General features: G+C 59.6%; 15 protein-coding genes. 1 reads left to right on the forward strand and 14 read right to left on the reverse strand.

The window, feature by feature from the left end; genetic code table 11:
- Nucleotides 1-10: 10 nt before the first annotated feature.
- From ACQZ45_RS15895 to tssA, 14 genes are all read right to left on the reverse strand, one after another.
- The gene (locus tag ACQZ45_RS15895) at nt 11-898 is read right to left on the reverse strand and encodes a protein kinase domain-containing protein (RefSeq protein ID WP_448742356.1); all 888 of its coding nucleotides are present in this window, start codon (nt 896-898) and stop codon (nt 11-13) included.
- On the reverse strand, nt 888-2,300 hold the full coding sequence (gene tagF / locus ACQZ45_RS15900) for a type VI secretion system-associated protein TagF (RefSeq protein WP_448742357.1): 1,413 nt from the start codon (nt 2,298-2,300) through the stop codon (nt 888-890). Before tagF ends, ACQZ45_RS15895 begins: the two co-directional genes overlap by 11 nt.
- An 81-nt stretch (nt 2,301-2,381) precedes the next feature.
- A complete protein-coding gene (tssM, locus tag ACQZ45_RS15905) occupies nt 2,382-5,861 on the reverse strand; it encodes a type VI secretion system membrane subunit TssM (RefSeq protein ID WP_448742358.1) in 3,480 nt (1,159 codons plus the stop codon).
- Entirely contained in the window at nt 5,858-7,369 is a 1,512-nt protein-coding gene (tssL, locus tag ACQZ45_RS15910; RefSeq protein WP_448742359.1) for a type VI secretion system protein TssL, long form, read from the reverse strand. The genes tssM and tssL overlap by 4 nt, the downstream gene beginning before the upstream one ends.
- Complete coding sequence (gene tssK / locus ACQZ45_RS15915) at nt 7,366-8,706, reverse strand: type VI secretion system baseplate subunit TssK (protein WP_448742376.1); 1,341 nt, start codon at nt 8,704-8,706, stop codon at nt 7,366-7,368. The genes tssL and tssK overlap by 4 nt, the downstream gene beginning before the upstream one ends.
- Entirely contained in the window at nt 8,696-9,901 is a 1,206-nt protein-coding gene (locus ACQZ45_RS15920) for a type VI secretion system-associated FHA domain protein (RefSeq protein WP_162705307.1), read from the reverse strand. The genes tssK and ACQZ45_RS15920 overlap by 11 nt, the downstream gene beginning before the upstream one ends.
- A gap of 4 nt (nt 9,902-9,905) precedes the next feature.
- Nucleotides 9,906-10,910: a type VI secretion system baseplate subunit TssG gene (gene tssG, locus ACQZ45_RS15925; RefSeq protein WP_448742360.1), complete on the reverse strand. Its 1,005-nt coding sequence runs from the start codon at nt 10,908-10,910 to the stop codon at nt 9,906-9,908.
- Nucleotides 10,911-10,919: 9 nt separating this feature from the next.
- Entirely contained in the window at nt 10,920-12,701 is a 1,782-nt protein-coding gene (tssF, locus tag ACQZ45_RS15930) for a type VI secretion system baseplate subunit TssF (RefSeq protein ID WP_448742361.1), read from the reverse strand.
- Nucleotides 12,694-13,203, reverse strand: coding sequence for a type VI secretion system baseplate subunit TssE (gene tssE / locus ACQZ45_RS15935; RefSeq protein WP_013760992.1), 510 nt, complete (start codon nt 13,201-13,203; stop codon nt 12,694-12,696). The genes tssF and tssE overlap by 8 nt, the downstream gene beginning before the upstream one ends.
- Entirely contained in the window at nt 13,196-14,017 is an 822-nt protein-coding gene (locus ACQZ45_RS15940; RefSeq protein WP_448742362.1) for a type VI secretion system accessory protein TagJ, read from the reverse strand. Before ACQZ45_RS15940 ends, tssE begins: the two co-directional genes overlap by 8 nt.
- Nucleotides 14,014-15,408, reverse strand: a complete 1,395-nt coding sequence (gene tssC, locus ACQZ45_RS15945) for a type VI secretion system contractile sheath large subunit (RefSeq protein WP_065661993.1) — start codon at nt 15,406-15,408, stop codon at nt 14,014-14,016. The genes ACQZ45_RS15940 and tssC (ACQZ45_RS15945) overlap by 4 nt, the downstream gene beginning before the upstream one ends.
- Nucleotides 15,409-15,463: 55 nt before the next feature.
- On the reverse strand, nt 15,464-16,945 hold the full coding sequence (tssC, locus tag ACQZ45_RS15950) for a type VI secretion system contractile sheath large subunit (protein WP_004431481.1): 1,482 nt from the start codon (nt 16,943-16,945) through the stop codon (nt 15,464-15,466).
- Between the two features lie 96 nt (nt 16,946-17,041).
- Entirely contained in the window at nt 17,042-17,551 is a 510-nt protein-coding gene (tssB, locus tag ACQZ45_RS15955; RefSeq protein WP_013760989.1) for a type VI secretion system contractile sheath small subunit, read from the reverse strand.
- Between the two features lie 65 nt (nt 17,552-17,616).
- Nucleotides 17,617-18,672 (reverse strand): type VI secretion system protein TssA, encoded by a 1,056-nt coding sequence (gene tssA / locus ACQZ45_RS15960; RefSeq protein WP_111790019.1) that lies wholly within the window; start codon nt 18,670-18,672, stop codon nt 17,617-17,619.
- A gap of 220 nt (nt 18,673-18,892) precedes the next feature.
- Here tssA and tssH point away from each other — a divergent pair, with 220 nt between their 5' ends.
- Nucleotides 18,893-21,562: a type VI secretion system ATPase TssH gene (tssH, locus tag ACQZ45_RS15965; RefSeq protein ID WP_448742363.1), complete on the forward strand. Its 2,670-nt coding sequence runs from the start codon at nt 18,893-18,895 to the stop codon at nt 21,560-21,562.
- Nucleotides 21,563-21,609 lie beyond the last annotated feature (47 nt).

Here is a 21,609-nt window from a genome sequence, read left to right on the forward strand (position 1 = left end):
CAATGAGGCGTTACAGAAGCTGTAAAGCTTCCATTGCCGATTGTGGGCGCAAAGCGGGATCATAATGGCAACAGGCGTCCGCAAGATCTGCGAGGCATTGCGGTGATTGTGCCTTATCCGTCTCGATTAGCCGCCTGGCGAGCCTTCCCACGGCATATATATCCTGATCCGGCTTTGCAGGTGCGCCTTGCATCTGTTCCGGCGGCGAAAATTCAGTTGAGGCAGCAAAGCGCAGGCCCTGTCCGGCGTGTTTACGACCAATCTGCAGGGCGATGCCGAAGTCGCCCAGTCTTGCCGTTTCGAACTTACCATCCGACAGCAGAATATTGGCGGGCGTGACGTCGCAGTGCACATATCCAAATGCATGCACTGCACTCAGCGCTTGCAGCACGCGGCGAAGGATCACGATCGCCTCCGAGGCGGCAATCGGTTGCGCAGATATGATCGATGCCAGTGAGTGCGCAAACCACGGCTGCAACAGACCCGGCCGACCATCGGGTAACCGCAAAAGGGCGGACGTTTCCACAAGGCAGGGATGGCGCAGCGCGAGCCCGATCTCGGCCTCGTCCCATAAACGGTGCAGCAAAACGGTGTCGTCCCTGCGGGCAGGCGGCGCGGTTTTGAGCGCGTGCAGCGAGCCGAGATCGCGGTGGCGCAATTGGAGCAAAAGTGTCCTCTCGCTCTGGTAAGCTGTGAAATTCACGGCAAAGCTGTCCGCAATCCAGTCCGGTTTTTCGCCAGAAATATCTGGTAATTTTCGATCCAGCGCATTTCGGATCTGGTCGATCAGGTCTTGCTGCTCCTGATAGCTTCTTTGCCGCGTGCCCTCATGGCGGATGCTTCGCCAAAGGTCGGAAAAGCGTGCGGCTACCTCCGGATAGGCAAGTTCATTGTTCACGCCGGTTTCCAATCACAATAGCGCTTATATTCTCGCGGGCGTTTTCGATGAGAGCTTCCTGGACCAGGGCATTGGCGCAATCCTTGACCGGGGTGTTGAAGACGATCTCGGCGATGGCGCGGTCCCGGAGGATCTGCACCAGCGGGTAACTGCACAGCAGGACCCTGTCCTGCAAACCCCACTCCTCGAAAACGATGTCCGGCCGGAACTGCTGGGAAAGCCCGACACATTGCGAGAGTTGCTTTTTCATGCCGACAACGACGTGATCGCGCGAAAGCTGGTGCATGGTGCCGTTTTTCAGGAGATAGGCGCGCGCATCACCAGACCACAGGACGCTCAGCCTGCGCGAGATGATCGAAGCTATGACGACGCTGGCCATCGGCCTGAAATCGGCACCGGTCGTCTGGCGGGAGAGGAGCAGGCTGTTGATTGTGCCAAGCCTTCCCCTGATCTGTTGCGCCATCATCTCCGGGTTTTCGGCATCTGGCGTTTCCGCAAGAATATTCGTGGCGAGACGGGCGGCCTCTGCAGCGCTGTGCGAATCACCTTGTCCATCCGCTATGGCGAAGAGGGAAGGTGTCTGGGAAACGAAAAGAGCGTCCGCATTCAGGGAAAGCCGCGTTCCAGGGTGTGTGGCATAGCTGTAGGTCACAGATGACGGCTGTTTCGCTGCCGGCCCACTCGCTGGCGCCACGGGCGGCATTTGCTGTTTTGTTTCCTCCTGCGCCGTTGCTGGAATTGGCGCTGGCGTTGAACGGTCCTCGCTGCCTTTGCCCGGCATGTCGCTAAAGAGACGCAGGAAATCGGAGGCTTTGGGTTTGCCGTCAAATTTGAGGCCGCGGGCACGACGGCTGATGGGATCGATATACCACCAGAGGCTCGTCGGCATACGGCCGCGCACCATTTCCGGCACATCCTCCTCTTCCCGCGATTTTGGCAGACGTAGTTTTTTGATCGAAGTAATAAACCGGGAGATGTCGAAATCGCGGGTCATCGATGTCTCCGCCAGCGCCTCCGCGGCCATGAACCAGGTGTCGTCGAGATAGAGGCTTCGTGGATGTTCGCGGAAGCCATTGAGCTGCGCGATGATGGCGAGCGGATATTTGCGTCCCACCCGGTCCGCACTCGGCACCAGTACACCGACATAGGCGCAGTTTCCCCATATGCCGCGCTCAATGATGAAGCGTATGGGTGGCGACGAAGAGAATATTTCGGGCCATCGGCCCGTAAACATATCCGCACCGGCGTGCATGCCGGATCGCATCCAGCCGTCAAAGGTACCGATCAATTCCCGCTCGAGCCCATCGGAGATGAAATCGCCATGACTTGGGACCTTGCCGAAGAAACCGATGCGATCGCTTTCCGTCGTCGTTTGCGTAGACCTTGATGCCTGATCGGCCATCAGTTGCGATGACCCGCTGTCGGTGTCGTGCCTGCCTTCATTCTAATCCCCTCCTTTGAAACTCACCATTCCGTTCCGTCCCTAGAACTGCGCGGGGCAGGCGAAGCTGGCAATTGCATCCAGCTTGAACGGATTGAGAACCGAGCCGAACTGAATATCGAATTCGGCAGCCTGTCCGCCATTCTCAAACCGCACCCGCAGCAGATCACCCGACTGGTTCTCGATATCGGCACCGTCGAACAGGCGGAAGGGCGACCAGTCCCCATTTTCGGTTTTGGCCTGCTGCCAGCCGCCGGGCTGGAAGGCGATGCGTGACAGGCTTGCCGTGTTTTCGCGCGAAGGCCAGGTGATCGATTTCGCCTGGATCGGACCATGATAATAAACGACCCGCTCGCCCTCGATCTCCAGCATCACCGCGCTGGAGGCATTGGTGAGGGAGACGGGTTTGACATTGATCGAAACCGCCGGCGTCTCGCTACCATTCGGGAAAAAGGCGCGCGAAATCTTGTCGGCATTTTCGAACTGGGCGACGGCGCTGCTGGGAAGGCCGGCCGCGCCAAAGGTACCCTTCCAGCTCCATGGGGTCGTCGTCTTGTCGACAAACGGTTCCATGCGCTGTTTGAAGAAAGTCTGGAAAACCCCTTCCGGCCCGAAGAGACGCGTGAAATCCGCAATGGCGACATCGCGCGCGGAGGTCCGGTCGAAGGGATAACGACCGGTGACGATCGAAGAGCACAGGGAGGCTGAATCTGATGTCCAGAGTTCGGCGATGCGGCTGCGAGCGGACTTCACTGCGAGCGAGCCGACATCCGCCGCCACGCCTGCCACCCAGACGTCGAGCGGTGCCGGCAATTCGCGGGCCTGCTGCAGCAGGTCCTGATTGGCCTTGGTGAGCTGGCTGTCCACGTCGAACACCTTGGCGACTTCATCGGAGGTTGTTGCCGAGCGGGCAAGCTGTTCGTTCAGCAGCTTGAAATGCGCGAGCAACTGTTCCGATGGCGAACCGCCGGTCTTGTCGCCATTGGCCTGCTCGCCCGTTGTGGCTGCGCCTTTTGTCGCCAGCATGTCGCGCAGTCTCGCATAGGGATCGGACGCATTCACCGAGGCCACCATAACGGCTGTGGTTGCGTCGCCTTCCGCAGTGGAGGCGATGGTGGCGGGGTTTGCTCCGGGGCGGAGATCGGTCGCCTCCGAGATCGATCTGGCGGCCTCCATCACTATATTGCGCTCATTGGCGAGCGCACGAGTGGTTTCCACTGCGTCGCCGAGGGTCTGGGACGGTTTGACCCGAAGGTCGGCCAGCATATCAGCCCATTTTTTCTCAAACCGGTCGAAATAGATTTGCAGCGCGGCCTGCGCCACCTGCTCCACGGTCGCGCCCTTGATGGCATCATCAGAACCGCGCACCCAGCCTTCGGAAAGCGCGATGCGGGCGGCATGAGCGACTTGCGGAATGACGACACGGTGATATCCATCCGCAGTGAAGAGGCCCTCTATGCCCTCCGCCATAGGCGCTTTGCTGCGACGCTCGAAAGCCCGCTCCCCCAGAGGACCGAAAGCCGCCGCGGGTGTCCATTCCATCAATTCGCGCACCTGCGGAAGACCGGCGAGAATATCGTAGGCGCGTGTGCTAATCGCTTGATCGCGGATCGTTTCGCGGGCGGTAGCGATGAGCCGCGCATCGAGCTCGATCGGTGCAAGCACGCCGTTGGCCAGCGCCTTTGCGTGCTGGTCCAGCGCTTCTCGCACCGCAGCCCTTCCATCACCAGGGTAAAGCGATGCGAACATCTGATGCGTCTGCACGGTCAGGAAATCGCGGTCCAGTGCACCCATCCCGCCCAGCATTCCATAGAGTTTCAGCGAATTGAACGTGCGGGTGACATCCCTCTCGTCCTTAAGCTGCTTTTGCAGCTGCACGATCATGCGCGGCAGCAGCAGGGCGTTGAGCGCGCGCTGATAGGCATCACGCTGGCGCCCGGCAATCTTGTCTTCCTGATCGAGACCGAAGCTGACATTCCACATGCGTTCGCGGGCAAAGCCGGAATTGGCATCGCGCAGATTGTCGAGCGCGGGGAGGATGCGCAGGAAATCGGCATCTGCGACGTCTCGTACGGGAATTCCCTGAACGAGTTGCTCATAAGCGCCAAGTTTGCGATCCGCTTCGCCGAGCGCCTGTGTATTGGCGAAATAGGTGAAAATCCAGCCAGTAAAGACAATGGCGACCGCGGCGGCGGATGCGCCATAGGCAATGCGCCGCACCAGCAATTGCCGCCCGGAAAGGCGTTTGTCGCGCATCACCAGTGCAGCTTCGGGGAAGATGACGTTCTTGAACAGCCGCGAGAGGAAGTAGCTCCGGCGGGTTCTGGGGGACGCGGGAGATCTTTCCGCTTCCGGCTGCGTTCCCGACGCGAGATAAACGCCGCGCAGAAGCGGCGCCTCAATGAGCGGCGAACTTGCGCAAAGCTCGGCAAGGGCTTCGTGCAGCCGGTCTTTCAGCCGCGCCAGCTCGGCCGGAAAACGGAAGATACGTCCACGTATCTCCGCATTCTGTTCCTGCTGCAGGCGTTCGATCAGCATGGCATCGACCCGCTGCTGCAGAAGCTCGAATTCTTCCGTCAGGCGCTGCGGCAGGTTCTCGGCGGAGTAGCTCTCATCCAGCTTGAAGGTTGTGCCCCAAACCTGCTGACGATCGGTCTTGTTGAAACCGTCGAAAAACTCCACGAAACCATGCAGCAGGTCGGCCTTCGTCAGAACGATATAGACCGGGACCCGAGCGCGCAGATATTCGTCGAGTTCCGAAAGCCGCTGACGGATGGAGCGCAGTTCCTGCCGCTGTTCTTCGGGATCACGGTTGAGCAGATCAGGGATGGATAGGGTAACCAATGCGCCGTTGATCGGCTGCGAACGGCGATATCGCCTCAGGAGGCTGAGAAAACCTTCCCAGCCGGCCTTTGAGGATCCGTCGAGATCGTCCTGCGTGGTATAGCGGCCGGCGGTGTCTATAAGGATCGCCTCATCGGCGAACCACCAGTTGCAGTTGCGCGTGCCGCCAATGCCCTTCACCGCATTTTCGCCGAGCGCATCGCCAAGCGGAAATTGCAGGCCGGAATTGGTGAGTGCCGTCGTCTTGCCGGAACCGGGGGCGCCGAAGATCACATACCAGGGCAGGTCGTAAATATAACCGAAGCGCTTTTTCGTGACGCGTCGCAAGAGAGCGAGCGCTTCCTTCAGGCGTGTCTGGATTTCGCCGATTTCCGCCTGCCGATTGGCCAGCGCCTCGCGCTCGATACTGTCGACGAGTTCCTTGTCCTGCTTGCGTCCGCGGTAGATCGTGACGACGATGTAGACCAGCCAGATGGCGACGATGATGCCGATGGCGATGAGCCGGGCCTGCACCGTTCCAAGCGGCTTGAAATCGCCGAGCGCAATCAGATAGCCGTAGAACCAGATGACGACGCAGAGCGCTATCACCCATAAAAGCGACAGGAAACGTCGTCCGACGAGGGCCGCATAGCTCTCGACATAGGAGCGGATCGTATAAAAATAGCTCAATGGATTCATGGCTGGGTCTCTCCCGGCTGCTGTCCCGGACTGTTCTGTATGGGCGGCGAGAGAATGCCGGCATCGCTCAGTTTTTCATCGGGATTGGTCAGGACCATGATTTCTGTTCTGCGGTTTATCTGACGGCCTTCTTCCGTCTTGTTGTCGGCGATCGGGTCGCTGTCGGCCCGGCCTTCGGTCAGGATTGCTTCAGGGCCGGTGAATTGGGAAAGAATGTCTCCAACGGCCTTGGCGCGCGCCTCGGAAAGGTGCCAGTTCGATGGAAACTCCACCGTCTTGATCGGCACGGTGTCGGTATAACCGATGACCACCGCACGAAATTTCTCAGCCGCAAGCGCGCCGCCGATACGCTGGATGAGATCGCGGAACTGCGGGCTGACATCGGCGCTGCCTGTCGTGAACAGGCCCGAATTGTTGATGCGAACCCGCAGCCGCCCGTTCACATCCGCAAGGGTCACGAGCTTCCTGTCGACTTCTGGCTGCAGGAAGGCCATCAGCTTTTCAAGCCGGGAGGGTTGTCTCGGCTCCACGATTTTGGGTGGATCAACGACGCGGGGAGTTTCCACTTCAATTGGCGGCGGCGTTGGTGCAGGAGGGCTTGCGATCAACACGTTCGGTGTTTCGTTCGGCGGCAGATGAGCAAGTCTTTCGAAGGTAACATCGGATGCGCTGTTGAGCGACAGCGTGAAGAAGAGATAACCGAGCGCGAAGGCGAGCGCCATCAGCGACAGCAGGGTCCAGAGCGCCGCCATCGCGCGCAATGGCGTATGTCGGGCATCGACACCTTTCCAATGCGGAGAAAGCTCCCGTTCGAAGGCGCCATATTGGCCGATCAGCGTTTTGTAGAGGCTGTCGCGGATGCGTGAAAGCTCGAGCGCTCCTTTCGGTGAAACGCGGGTTCGTCCCTCGAAAGCCAGCGACAAGCACAGATAGATCAGAAGCAGCAGATCCTTGTTGGCGCCGGGCGACTGGTGGAAATGGTCGAGAATGTCGAAAACCCGGTCGCCGCCAGTGACGTCATTGTGGAACGTGGAAACGAGCCCGGAGCGCGCCCAGCCTGCCCGCACACCCCAAGGCTTGCTGAGAACGACGTCATCGACCGTCGCGCAGACGACATAATGCGCAGCCCTTGCCCGCTCGGGGCTGATGCGGGCGGAGGCGAGGTCGCGTTCATAGCGTGTAATTGCTTCAACGCAGGCGCGGCGAAGCTGGTCGGGATCCGGCTCGGCATCGCTGAAGCGCAGCAGATGTGCGAGGTTGAGAAGGGGAGCTGCCGATTGTACAAGTGTCGGAACCTCCTCGCCGCCGAAGTGGAAACCGGTCAGCAGCTGTTCGACCGGCATGGCAGTCGCCTTTGCCCTGCTGGGGCCTGCCGGCTCGTCGGTCTCGACGATGTCCTCCAGGATTGCCGCCATGTTGCGGGCGTTCTGGTCGCGCCGGCGACTTTCCTCGGTGATCTCGACCACCGTTGGCAAGTCTTGCCAGGAAGAGGGGTTTTCCGTGCTCATTCGCGTAATGCCCACATTTCCATTTCAAGCCCGGGAAATTCTCCCGCCAGATGCAGGGCAATCGCCCCTGAAGTATCGAGCTGTTTCCAGAGCGGCGACTGCGTGTCGATCTCGAAATAAACGGTGCCGGATCGATAGGGTAGTTGCCGCGGCAGAACCGGCAGGGACCGCACGGGAATACCCGGCAGTGCCACATTAACCAGTTCGGAAATCCGTTCCACCGGACCGACCTTGATCTGTGCTGGCAGGCGGCGGCGAATATCCTCGGCAGCCATATCCGCCCGCACGGCAAGCACGAAGCCGGCGTCGCGCAGAAGCGTGCGGTCGTGGATAGTGCCGACGCGGACGCCATGACGGCGTTCCACCAGTTCGATTGCGACGGCCGCCTGTTCCAGAACCGCAGACAGCGAGGTACGCAGATCATCAAACACAGCGCCGAAGGTGGCTTTCAGATCGTCGTGTCGATAGGGCGGGAAATCTGTCGCCCGCTTTCTATCCGAGGTGAAGGTGGCGAGCTCGCCGGCAAGCTGGATACAGTCTTCGTAAAAGCGGATGGGATGAAAACGCGTAGCGTTGGCACAGCGATGCGCCAGTAGCGGATCGGCCCGGTTCAGGATCTGCAGCAGGAAATAATCGCCCACTTCCGCCGTTCCACGGATCGTCGGGTCACCGATGCGTTCGGCGATCGCCTGGGCGCGGTGGCGCACAATCCCCAGAAGCTCCGTCAGCAATTCGTTGAGACGGGGCGCAGCCGCGCAGCTGAGGCTTGGCGGGATGAAATCAGGATCAAGAATGACCGCACGGTCGGAGCGGACTTCGATCACCCGCGCCAGCCCGATGAGGTCATAACCTGAAAGATCGTCACCGGTCTTGAGGAACTTCAGGCTCAGGCGGCCGACATCAATCGGGGCCACGAAATCCGTCTCTATATTGGTATCGGAGACTTCATAGGTGGATGCGGTGAAACGCACATTGTTGGTGTCATTGTGGCCGCTGGCGGACATGTCGGCCTTGCCCGGTTGCCGAGCCGGCAGGGCAAGATAAATGATGGCATTCTTGACGCTTTCATCGAGATCGAGCGGCGGCGGCAGGTCGGAATCTTCAGGCGCCTCGAAGGGCGTTCCATCTGGAAGAATGCCGCGCAGGTTCGACAGAGCGAATTGCCCTATCGACAAGGCGCTGCGATCGACCCCGATCTCGGCGACGCCCCACGGATAGGGCGAAAGGTTGCGTGTGGTGTTGCGCACCAGGCGTTCGGTCCAACGGTCGGACTGCTGAAAATGCTGGACGCGAAGAAACATGCCCTCGCTCCAGGCTACACGGTTCTCATGTCTCATCGTGGTCATTTACCCCCTTGGCATCGGCTGTGGCCGCGTCAGTCTGCCGTCCCGGCGCGGCTTCACCACGCGCTGCGCGCTGCAGGAACTGCCTGACCGGCAATGGACGACCGTTTTCTTCGAATTGCTTTTTGTAGGCTGACCAATAGTCTGTTTTGGTGATTAGCCCCTGCCAGTCCCGGCGGCCGATCTTTGCCCGGAAATCGCTGCCGGCGTCGACAGACGCCTCGATAAGCCTCGGCTCGAGCCTTTGCGTGCAACCATGGATCAGGGTTTCAAGCGCGTAGGCAAGTTGCCGCTGCTGGCGGATGAGCCTTTCCATCCGCTCGCTCAAGGAGGCTGACGAACCTTGGCCAGCGCGCTCGCTCTCGAGTTCGAGAACGGCCAGACAATCGGCGCTTTCCTGCTCCAGCGTGGTCAGAAGATCGCCAATCTCCGGCGCGGTAGAAACGCCTGCAGCCGGTGCGTTCTCCGCTCGTAAGTCTTCTTCCGTCTCCGGGAAAACACTGTCGAAATCTTCGCCGCCGGCGGCCGAAACCGGACGAGAGATCATGACGGGCGTGTTTAGCGCGTCGGTATGTTCGTGCTCGCTGCTTGCAACCGGCTCCTCATCCCAGTTATCAGGAAGAATGGCACTTATTCCATACGCCGCGGGCGGTTCGCTCCAGCCGATCTCGACATTTCGCGAAATGGATTTCGCCTTCCGTTTGGCGCCCTCGCGCCATGTTTCGGACCAGTCGTCGACAGAGGCAGTGTTGCCCATCATGCCGCCGGCCGAACGGCCGTTCGGGGCGATGTCCGCAAGGATCGCCGAAATGGTCAGCGGCTCGTCGCTCATTCGCAGGGATGCGTCGGGGTCGGAAAAATCCAGTTCGGCATCGCCGCTGATGGCGACCTGAAAAACCTGCCCGCCAATGTTGATTTGCGAACCGTCGCGGAGACGTGCGCTTTCGCCTTCGAGCAGAAGGCGGCCATCGACCAGCGTGCCATTCGCGCTCTGGTCCATTATCGTGAAGCCTTCGCCATCGCGGTTGAGTGTACAGTGCAGCTTGGAAACGCGCCGTTCATTGTCGTCGATCTGCCAGTCGCATTCCCGCGAACGGCCAATGACGCGGCGGCCGCGCTCGAAGGTCCACTGACTGGCTCTTGCTGCTCCGATATTGCGTGTGTCCTTGAGTGCAAGCTTCATATCCATGCCCTCACGCGGAAATCGCCGAGCCTTCCCGCTCGGTCACCACAGCGTCAGCGCTGTCTTGTTGGGCGGGTGCCACGCGAGCCCAGCTGTTCCAGCCGAGACGGGCGGGAGCATCTGACTGGCCGAGGCGGCAAAAGGGAATGTCCTCCTTTTTCAGGATCACCTGCACATCGAAGTGCAATGCGCTTCCGACGAACAGGCGTGTCAGAGAAAATATTTCCGCAAGCCGTTTCGAACCGGGCGTGAGGGCCAGGTAATCCGCATATGCGACAGGGCCGATCACGACCCGGAAGCCGCCGCTCATATCTTCGACAGCGCTTCCCGCTGTCGAGTTCTGTCCGAGCCTCAGTCCTGATGCCTGCCCCAGCTGGCTTTGTTCGTGAAGCGGTAAAGCCACCCAACGCCGGCGAAACTGTTCGATATGGACCGGAAGTCCCGTGAATTCGCAAAGCATTGATGTCAGGGCCGAAACATTGCGGTTGCGGCCGGCCAGAAGACCGCTGAAACGCAGGAGCGCGTCTTCGCTCACGCCTGCTTTCTCGACCAGACCGGCAGTGCGGAACCCGATGAGGGCGAGCAGTGTTTTGCGGAAACCGTTGTCCCTCTGATCGGCCGACCAGCGCAAACCCCTTGCAAGACGGTATTTTTCCGTCGCGGATACAAACAGCTCGCTGAACCTTGCCGCAAAAAGGTTGAAGAAGCTGGCCAGCGCGCCCGAACGATTGCGTTCTTCCCGTTGCAGCAGTTCGCCGTATGCCGGCGGTAGCGAACCAAGCGGGCCGACGATGGGCGCGAAAGCTGATTTCAGTTCGGCATGACCGCGCTTTCGGCTGAAACCGCTGACTGCAAGCGGTGTCGGCTGTATTCCGCCATGAGCACCGATGACGATCGCGTCATCCGGCGAAACGAACTGGGCGACGCGAAACGCGGTTGCAGGGTCAAAGCAGCCGGGATCGTCGCTGAGAAGCGCCGCCTGTCGGTCTTTGATGGTTGGCGTCTGCTGCAACATACCCGTCTCCTAAAGCAGCGGCCGGTCGGCCGCGCGGGCTGGCCAGCGGGCAATCGGTTTGGAGTGGCCGCGCATCGTCGCCGTCAGTCGCGTGAAACTGTTGATCGAGGTGTAGAGCCCGAAGAAATGGTTGAGGACGCCGGCGAAAACAAATGCGGCAGGTCGCGCGATCAGTGCCGGGTCAAACTCCACCGTGATATCTGTTCCCGGTACCATTGCCGAGCCAATCCGGGCATGAGAATTCTGCGCCTCGACATTGCTGATCGCCTCCACGATCTGTCGGGTTTCCGGGCTGTCCCTGAAGGAATAAAGCGAGAGAATGTCCTTCAGCGGCGCGCCGCCGTTGTCGGTGAGCGAGAGATGGTTGAGGAGAAGATGTGAGATCAGCCGCCACTCGCGTGCCGAACGCTCGTTGACGCGGATCGCCTCCGTCGGCGGCATAAGCGCATGGATGGATTTCACCGCCTCGTTGCCGGTAGAAAGCTGCAGGAATGGGTGCCCGCCGCCAAAGGGAAGCTGGCTTGGCAGTTCGCGGTTGAGGCAAAGTGTATCAATGCTTGCCACCATGTCGAGCGGCCCAAGCGGGCCGCGCTTCTGATCCACGAAGGCGATGTCCGTATCGGAAGAGCCGTCATCATCGAACCGGCGCTGTATCTGCCAGTAAACGTTTGCGCCATTATTGCGCTGTGTGCGACCAAAAAACGGAGACGTCTTCTCGGTCTGTCCGGAACGGCTGGTCAGTTGAACGTTTTCAACGGCATGGATCTCGCGCGTCCGCTGCCGCCGTGCATCCGGCAGCAACCTGTATTCCGTCCGCGTACCATCAAGACTGAGCGGTTCACAGCTTTGTTTGAACAGGTTGATCACCGGTGAGGCGTTCAACACAAAATCTCTGACCGACACCATGCGCTCAAGCCGCGTGTCGGCCGCATCCAGATAGATGTATAGCTCGCAGTCGCCGCCGCCCCATTTTTGCAGCCCGTCAATGTCGAGAAATAGAAATTTCTGCGGCAGCGCGAAGAATTCGGTGAGAAGCCGGTATCCATCAAAACTGTTGGCTGGATATGGCAGCATGGCTTGATCGCGAGAGTACCCGGACGGCGTAAGATTTCCGGCGGGCAGGAAAACGGCTTCCTTGTCCTCGGCGTGACGCGCAAGCGCCATGCCGACGCAATGGTTGGTCAAAAGCTCGTAAAGCGCTGTCGCCTGCTGCCACGCGGCGGACAGGAAAATCTGGAGTTTCGTCAGTCCCATTTCCGGGAAAGTACCGCCGCGTGGGGCCGTGCTGCGCAGCGAAAGCCTCAAACAGGCGGCCGTGCCGGCAAAGGACGCCGAAAAAGGGGCGTCGATCGGCTGACCGGTGAGCGTGGCGGCTGCGATCTCCAGTGGAACGATCTCGACGTCCTGCGTGGTGCGGAAACGGCAGCTTTCGCCGCCAACCGGTTCGGCGAGAATTTCGCTGTGGCGGGGAAGCGTCTGCACGGTTGCCAGCGCCGGGCTCGGAGCGAATTGCACGACGCTCATCGAAGGGATCGGGGCAAGATAATGCGGATAGAGCGTCTCCAGCAGACTGTCCGACAGTTCGGGGAATTCGTCATCCAGCTTCTGGCGCACCCGGGCGGCGGAATAGGCGAAACTCTGGATCAGACGCTCGACATGCGGATCGTCGGCAACGTCGCCCGTCATCCGCAGCCTGCCGGCGATCTTCGGAAACGCCGCCGCGAAACGAGATGCGCGCTTTCGCAGCGCAAAAAGCTCGTCATTGTACTTTTCGAGGAAGCCTTCAGCCATTCGTCGCCTCCACCAGGAATTGCTGCGTGGAAGGATCGATCCGGGATTCAAAGCTGATCGGCGGCATGCCTTCCTGTAGGCGGAAGCTTGCCTGTATGCGCATGCGAAGCGCCCGGTCACCATCCGTGCGGTTTTTCAGGATCGTCACATGCACGTCGGCAAGGCGTGTTTCGAACAGGGAAATCCGCCGCTCGATGCTGCGAGCGAGTCGCGCCTTGGAGGCATCCGTCACCAGATTGGCTGAAAGAATGCCGTCCACGCCGTAGCTTACGAGGGCATCGGACAGTTCCTTCAACGCAGCCGGCGGGCCGGCCGGGTTGCGGCGAGTATTGAGCAATGCCTCGAGGTCGCGGCGGATCACCTCGCGCATCTCGCGGGCCTGATCCTTCAGGCTGACGAGCATATCCGTTTCCGCATCCGGCGCGTCATCGAGCAGCCGGTCCAGAACCGAGCGCGACAGCGTCCTTTGCCGTGCGCGATATTGCTCCAGCGGATCAACCACGGGCGATCTGCCTTTCTTCGTCGGACAGGGCGGAAAGCGCGCCGATTTCGTGGAACGGCACAACATCGTCGCCAATCAGCAGGCAGCGTTGGCCGAGACCCGTTATCAGTGGTTCACCCTCACTCCAGTGCGTTTCTCGACCGAGAAGGAGGCCGACATCGTCGCCCGCACCGTGATAGATCGCAGGAAGCAGCACGGATGCGACTGCCCCGTCGCGCAACGTCAGTTCGGCGCCGCGAAAGGCGAGGTCGCGCGGGCGGCTCATGGGGTCGATGCTGAGGCTCTCGATGCGTCCGTAATCGATCCAGAGATAACGTCCGCCGTTGGTCAGGACTTCCAGCGCATGCGGAACCCGATCGTCCAGATCGCGGATGTCGCCGGCGCTCTTGCCGTCGTGGCCGATTGGCACATTGCCGCGTTTTTCGTCGAGTTCATTCAACGCGTCTTTCGCGCCCTCGACATCGCCGCTCCGCGCGGCAATGTTCGCCCGGATGGCCAATTGGTCAAGTTCGGAGGGGCCGCCGGGGAAATCCGGTACGGCGCCGCTTTCAAACCACGCATTGCGTGCGGCCATGGCGCGCAGCTGGTGGCGGAAGAGGGAAAAACCGACGCTGTCCTGCGGTGAGAATGTTGCGGCCAGATTGCATTGCGCATCGGCCTTTTCATAGTCGCCGGCGAGGACCAGCAGATCGATGTAGAAATGGCGGCCATCCTTGTCGGTCGGCTTGGTTTTCACATGGTCCCGCGCGAGCCCGATTGCGTCTTGCAGCTGGTTGTCGTCCAGGAGGCGGGAAATTTCGTCGCGCAGCGTCATGCGGATATCCTTTGCGGCTCGGCCGAAGGCCGGGATGCGGCGGTGGCCGGCATCATGGTTTCGGCAATGAGGTGGAAGCTCGTGGAGACGTCATCGAGCTGGAAATGCGGCTGAAGGCGGACGGTACATGAGAATGTTCCGGGCTTGCCGGGAACCTCGAAGACATTGATCCCTGCAGAGCGCAGCGGATAGCGCGTGCGCAACGCCGCCTCCGCATCGTCGTTGCCGAGCGTATAGGAGGAAAGCCAGCTTTCCAGTTTACGCTCGATGGTCGTGGCATCGCTGAGCTGGCCGATGTCATCGCGCATGATGACCTTGAGGTAATGCGAGAACCGGGAGGCACACAGCACATATTGCAGCATGGCAGCGAGGCGGGCGTTCTGCCTCGCCGCTTCGGTGGAGTAATGGCCGGGTGCATGCAGGGATTGGTTGGCGTTGAAGATCGCCATGCCGGAAAGATAGGTTGTGGAGACGGGTACGATGCCCAGATCGGAAAATTGCTGTTCCTGCCCAGTCGTCAGTTGCACTTCCACGGGCGGCTGGGCGGACAGGCCGTTACTCTCGATGCCGAGATCAAGCGGTGGCAATTGTCGGGCAGAGAGCATGCCGCCATCCACGGCGTCCTGTGTCACACCGCGCAGATCCGCAAACCAGCCGGAATCGACGAAATTGCGCACCACAACCGTTGCGAAGGCAAAGGCGGCGTTGCCCCACAGCAGGGTCTCGCCGCTTTCCGCCACATGCTCGCGGAATGGAAATCCGTCATCCCGCCCGCGCGCATAGGGCCTGTAGGGAGAACGTAGCAAAACGCGCGGTGCGACAAGGCCTACGAAGCGTGAATCGTCGCGTGCGCGAAGCGCATTCCACCGCAGCCGCGATTTCTCCTGTTTCAGCCAGGAAAAGTCATGGACCCGGCTGAGCTCCGAAAAGTCCTGCAGCCCAACGGTGGAGGGCGAAGCCGCCGCTACGAAAGGGCAGAAGGCGGCCGCAGCCACCATGCCGATCTGTGACAGCGTTGTGATGGAATCGGCACCATCAAGATCATCAGGGGAAAAGGCGTAGTCACCGATCAGAAGGCCGACCGGTTCGCCGCCCGGCATGCCAAATTCGCGGTTATAGACGACCTCGAAAAGATGGCTCTGGTCGAAGTCGGTGGCGCGTTCCGTGTTGCGGGCAAGGTCGCGCCAGCTGGCGTTCAGCAGTTTCACCTTCACGTCGGTGCTGCGGCCCGCCTCGCGCACGACCATGGCAAGCCCGCGCCATCTCGCCTCCATCGCCTGAAAATCGGGATGGTGGAGAATAGCGTTCACCTGGCCGGTCAGCGCATCGTCGATGAGGGCGATGAGCTGGTCGGCGAAAATACGGGCGTCCGTGAAGGACTGATGCGCCATGAGTGTGCTCCGGATGATGAACGGGGCCGGGGTGGCTGAGCACCCCGCACCAGGCTCAGTTCTTCGACGGAATACGGGCGACCATGCGCAGCGAGGTAGTCAGTTCTTCCATCTGCAACCAGGGCCGCATCCATGCGACCGCATTGTAGGCGCCGGGTTTGCCGGGCACTTCCTGCACGGTCACCTTGGCATCGCGCAGCGGATATTTGGCGCGGCTTTCCTCACCCGCCTCGTCATTGGCGTTGACGTAGTTGGCGATCCAGCGATTGAGCCAGACTTCGCAATCGGACGCTTCCATGAAGGAGCCGATCTTGTCGCGCCCCATGACCTTGAGATAATGCGCGAAACGCGACGTGGCCATGATGTAGGGCAGACGTGCCGAAACGGCGGCGTTGGCCGTTGCTTCCGGCTTGTCGTAGAGCTTCGGCTTGTGCGCGGTCTGGGCGCCGAAGAACACCGCATAGTCCGTGTTCTTATAGTGGCACAGCGGCAGAAAGCCGAGTTTGCCGAGTTCGGCGTCGCGGCGGTCGGTAATGCCGACTTCGGTCGGGCATTTCAGATCCAGGTCGCCGTCATCGCTGGAGAAGACATGCATGGGCAGGTTTTCCACCTTGCCGCCGTTTTCAGCCCCTCGGATAGCCGTACACCAGCCGCTTTTTGCGAAGGCATCGGTCAGCTTGGTGCCCATGACGTATGCAGCGTTCATCCAGCAATATTCGTCATGCTCAAGGTCACCATTCACCGCACCCTTGGTTTCGTCATAGGCGAAGTCATCGATCGGGTTGGTTTTCGGGCCGTAGGGCATACGCGCCAGCACACGCGGAAGAGCGAGCGTGACGAAACGGGAATCGTCACTTTCGCGGAAGCTGCGCCACTTGGCATATTCGACCGTGTCGAAAATCTTTTCCAGATCGCGCGGACGGGCGAGATCGCGATAGTCCTCGAAACCGAACATGTGCGGGCTGGCAGCAGAGATGAATGGCGCGAAGGCTGCCGCCGCGATCGATGAGACGCCTTGCAGCAGCTGGACGTCATCGAAGGAATTGTCGAATTCGTAATCGCCGATAATGGCGCCGAGCGGTTCGCCGCCGGGGGTGCCGAATTCGTCTTCATAGATCGCCTTGAAGAGGCGGGACTGATCGAATTCGACGGCTTTTTCGAGATCGCGGGCCAGTTCACGCTTGCCGGCATTCATGACGCGGATCTTGAGGTTGACGCTCGTTTCGGAGTTCTTGACGAGATAGTTCAACCCGCGCCAGGTGCCCTCAAGCTTGGCGAATTCGGGCGCCTGCATGATAGCGGCGAGCTGTTCGGAAATCGTGCGGTCCAGCTCCGCGATCGCGTGGTTAAGGGTGACGGTGAGGTTGCGATCATATTTTACCGTCCCCTTCAGTGCTTGATCGGTCAGCGTACGCAGGAGGTTCTGCGCGCGGTCCGGTTCGGTTTGACGGGTAGCGGCAACCACCTTGGACAGCAGTCCCTGATCTTCGGCGGTCGTTGCCTGTGCTTCATTTTTCAGCAGGCTCTCAGCGCTCATGTTTCAGTCCTTCCACATGCGGCTTTGAAAATGCCGCTTGAACAGTTAGAAGCCCCAAGCGGGGCCGTTCGAGGAGATTTTCCTCCACACAGGCGATTATTCGTTCGCGCCGTTCTTTTCCTTGAGTTCGGAAACCAGCGTTGCGAGGTCGGTCTTGTTTTGCAGAATATCCTCCAGCATCCGCTCCAGATCTTCCGAACGGTCGGCCTTGGAAAGAAGGTCGCGCAGTTCGTTGCGGGCATCCAAAAGCGCCTTGAGCGCCGGAACCTGCTGCACGACAGCGCCGGGTTCGAAATCATCCATACTTTCGAACTTCAGGTTGACCTGCATGTCCGTGCCATCCTTTTGCAGCGTATTGGCAACGGAAATATTGAGGCCGGGCGTCATGCGCCGCATGACTTCGTCGAAATTGTCGCGGTCGATCTGAACGAATTTACGCTCCCCGAACGGCTTGAGCGGCTGGGTGGGATTGCCGGAGAAATCACCGAGCACACCGACCACGAAAGGCAGTTCCTTGACTACCATCGCGCCTTCGGTTTCGACTTCGTATTTGATGTGAACGCGTGGTTTGCGAACACGCTCCAGCTTCTCATGTACACTTGCCATTTCAACCTCCTTGGTGCCCCTTGGCACAGACGACTGTTACGGAGCGGCGTCGCGCTCCGCGCTTTCTATTTTCCGTTGCTCTCTCCGCTTGGCTTGATGCCGGCGGCGGTTAAGACTGCGTTTCGAACCTGGGCTTCCGGCAAAAGCTCGGCCAGCAGTTCCGAAAAATCCATGCGTCCCCTGCGCACCAGTGTCTCTATGGCAAGGGAGATCGGTGAATGCGGCTCGGTACGGCGGAAGTAACGCGCAACCGAGAGAAGAGTTTCAAATGCTTCGTCGCGCGATAATATGCCTTCCGGTGCGGTCACGGCGGGCCGCGCGGCCGCCGGCCCGCTCTCGTCTGAACCGCTGATGCCCACAGGTTCCTGTTCGACGGATGCCGGCTCCTGGTCACGCCCGCCGAGCGAGCGAATTGCAGACGCTGCTTCGACCAGCGTGTTGCGGATATGGGAACTCGGTGGTGCGGATTGCCCGCAGCGCTCGGCAAGGATGGCCATGATGGCATCAAACGCGGAGAGGCACGCAGTCACCTCTGCCAACTGGGATGACATGGCGGCAACGCCAGTTTCAGACGCAAGCCGATATAGCTCTTCGCGACGTTTGCTCTCATTTGGGCGCTGCGCGAGTTGAAAGTCCCATAGGCTGTGTTCGCCAAATTTGCCGCCTGGGATCAATGAGGCGAGGCGCAAAGGCTGAACAAGCGTTCCTTCGCTGCCGACACCGTTCAATCCCGCTAAAGGTGCAAATTTTTCTTCGTCATTATCGTCGCTGATTGACCGCAGCGAGTCCCAGTGGTTGTAAAACAGCTCTTTGCCGAGGTCGTAGATTTCGCGCAGACCATGAAAGCCGCGCAGGCGCAGCGATGCTTCCGCAAGCCACGCCAATATTTCAACATCCTTGCTTTCGGAATATATAATCTGCAATCCAAGATTGCTGACATTATCCCAGCTACTGGATATTTTCAGGTTATCCTGCGGAGAAGCGGCGCGCTCTTCTGTACGAGCTTGGTTTCTTTCATCCTTAATTCTATAGTATATTTCACGCGTTCTTGCGTTGACCCGGATATTTTCTCCGCAGTCATTCAGAAATTCTACATCTGTTTTAACGTTCGGCGCGTTCAACGGCAGTCTATCTCCGAGAAATAGTAATGGATTTTTTGTAGTTACTTCCCTTACGTAAGGCTATTCATAAGACAGACTTATTCTAAATGTGTCTAAATTGTGGCGTCTAGTGGATAATCTCATCTGACAAAAAATCAACTTCGGGGTGGACAAGTTGGTTTCATCATCATATTTACTCCACGTCACGTTGTGGAATGAACCCGGGCAGGAGGCTCATTGCATGTCGCATATCGATCTCAACCGCCTTGTTGGAGCGCTTGAGCCAGACCTGCGTGTTACCCTTGAAGCTGCGGCTTCTGTTGCGGTGCGCATGGGGCACAGATACGTGGATATCCCGCATTGGCTGCTTGCGGTTGTGGACTCCGGCATCTATGCGAAAACATTCGAGGAATTAAAAATTCCACTTCCGGTATTGCAGGCTGAAATCAGCCGCAGTCTGGAGGAGTCCATCATCGGCGACGGAGAGGCATTGTCGCTCTCCCAGAACATCCTCACGGCAGCCCGGGAGGCATGGATTCTCGCATCGCTGGAGGCTGGCCGCGACCGTGTTACGCTTTGCGATCTTCTGTTGGCGATGGATGAGGAAACCTCACTTCGCTCTTTCGTCCGCTCGGCATTTCCTTCTCTCAAGGCGATGGATCGCACCGCGCTTGAGCGTCTTCGCAACTCGACTGAAAATGGCGCAGGCGTGGATGTTCCTTCCGCGCTGGCAGGCTCAGGGCAGGCAGGGACAGGACAGTCTGCAGGCCAGAATGATTTCTTGCGCCTTTACACCCAGGACATGACCGCAGATGCCCGCAATGGCAAGGTTGATCCTGTTATCGGCCGCGATGATGAGTTACGCCAGCTCGTTGATATTCTAACGCGCCGCCGACAGAACAATCCCATCCTGGTAGGTGAGGCGGGGGTTGGCAAAACGGCGGTTGCCGAGGCGCTGGCGCTGGAAATCGCGTCTGGCAACGTTCCGGAAAAGTTGCGCAATGTCCGCCTGCTGAACCTCGATATTTCGCTACTTCAGGCCGGTGCCGGCGTTAAGGGTGAGTTTGAGCGCCGCCTTCATGGCGTAATCGATGCGGTCAAACGTTCTACCGAACCGGTCATCCTGTTTATCGATGAGGCCCACGGTCTCGTTGGTGCGGGTGGTGCGGCCGGGCAGGGCGATGCGGCCAATATTCTCAAGCCCGCTCTGGCGCGGGGTGAAGTGCGCACCGTCGCGGCGACGACCTGGAGCGAATACAAGAAGTATTTCGAAAAGGATGCGGCGCTGACCCGTCGTTTCCAGCCTGTACATGTGCGCGAGCCGGATGAGACGACCGCCATACGTATGTTGCGCGGTGTCGCTGACAGCTTCGTCAGCCATCACAACGTTGTCGTTCGTGACGAGGCGGTCGTGGCCGCGGTGCAATTATCCGCACGCTACATGCCCGCGCGGCAGTTGCCGGACAAGGCCGTCAGCCTTCTCGATACGGCCGCGGCTGCCGTCTCACTGGCACGGCAGACCGAGCCGGAGCGGCTGCGCGCTATGGAAAGCGAGCGGCGCCTTCTCACCGATGAGTTGAACTGGCTTCTGCGTGAACCGCAGGATGGCGAGATTGACAGCCGTATCCAGTCGATACGGGGCGAAGTCGAAAAGCTTGAGAGTGGGATCGATGATCTGCGCAGCCGTTACGACGCGGAGATGGCTGAGCTAAGCGAAGAGCAGCCGGTTGAAGGCGATGTTTCCAATGTCTCTCCCCTGCGGCCTGCGGTTGAGGCAAAACCGGCAAATGCCGAGAGACTTGTCCCGACGGTCGTTGATCGTGAGGCGATCGCCGCCGTCGTTTCGCGATGGACCGGAATTCCACTTGGCAAACTTCTGGCGGACCAGATCGAAAGTGCCCGGACACTCGATGCGCGTATGCGGCAGCGGGTGGTGGGGCAGGATGCTGCAATCGCACGGATTGCCGATGCCATGCGCACTGCGCGGGCCGGATTATCCGATCCGCGCCGCCCGCCGGCCGTGTTTTTCCTTGTTGGCATGTCCGGAACAGGAAAGACCGAAACCGCGCTGTCGCTCGCCGATATGCTCTACGGCGGCAACAGCCATCTGACGACGATCAACATGTCGGAGTTCAAGGAAGAGCATAAGGTTTCGCTGCTTCTCGGTTCGCCGCCCGGCTATGTCGGTTTCGGCGAAGGCGGCGTGTTGACGGAAGCGGTGCGCCGTCGGCCGTTCGGCGTTCTGCTCTTGGATGAGATCGACAAGGCTCACCCCGGCGTCCAGGACATTTTCTATCAGGTGTTTGACAAGGGCGTGTTGCGTGATGGCGAAGGCCGCGACGTGGATTTCAAGAACACCACTATCTTCATGACGGCCAATACAGGCTCTGAGTTGCTCTCCGCGCTGTCGGCCGATCCCGACACGATGCCGGAAGGCGAAGCGCTGGAAGCGCTTCTGATGCCGGAGCTTACCAAACAGTTCAAGCCCGCGTTCCTCGGGCGCACGATCATTCTTCCCTTCATGCCGCTTGGTACGGAGGCGCTTGCAAGGATCGTGGATATGCAGATTGGCAAGATCAGGGAACGTGTGCTCGCAACATATGGCACCGGCCTGACCCTGTCCAATGTGGCGCGAGATGCCCTGGTGGCGCGCGCCGGTTCAAGTGAGATTGGCGCACGCGCCATTGAAATCATGATCGGCAAGGACCTCCTGTCGCCTCTTTCCAGCTTTTTCCTCGAAAAGGTAATCGCGGGAGAGCGTGTCGGGAACATTGTTGTCGATTTTGGTGAAAACGGGTTCGGCATTCGTGCCGAAGAGGCTGGGGAAGCAGATGAATTCGCCGTAACCGAAGAGGTTGGGGTGGATAAAGTTGCCGCGTCGGATGGGGCTACCCGACGCATGCGGCATTAAACGAAGGGTAACTCGGCCTCGGAGCAAGAGGTCATTTTAGCTACAGG

The sequence above is a fragment of the Agrobacterium sp. 16-2014-1-2a genome, from assembly GCF_053522705.1.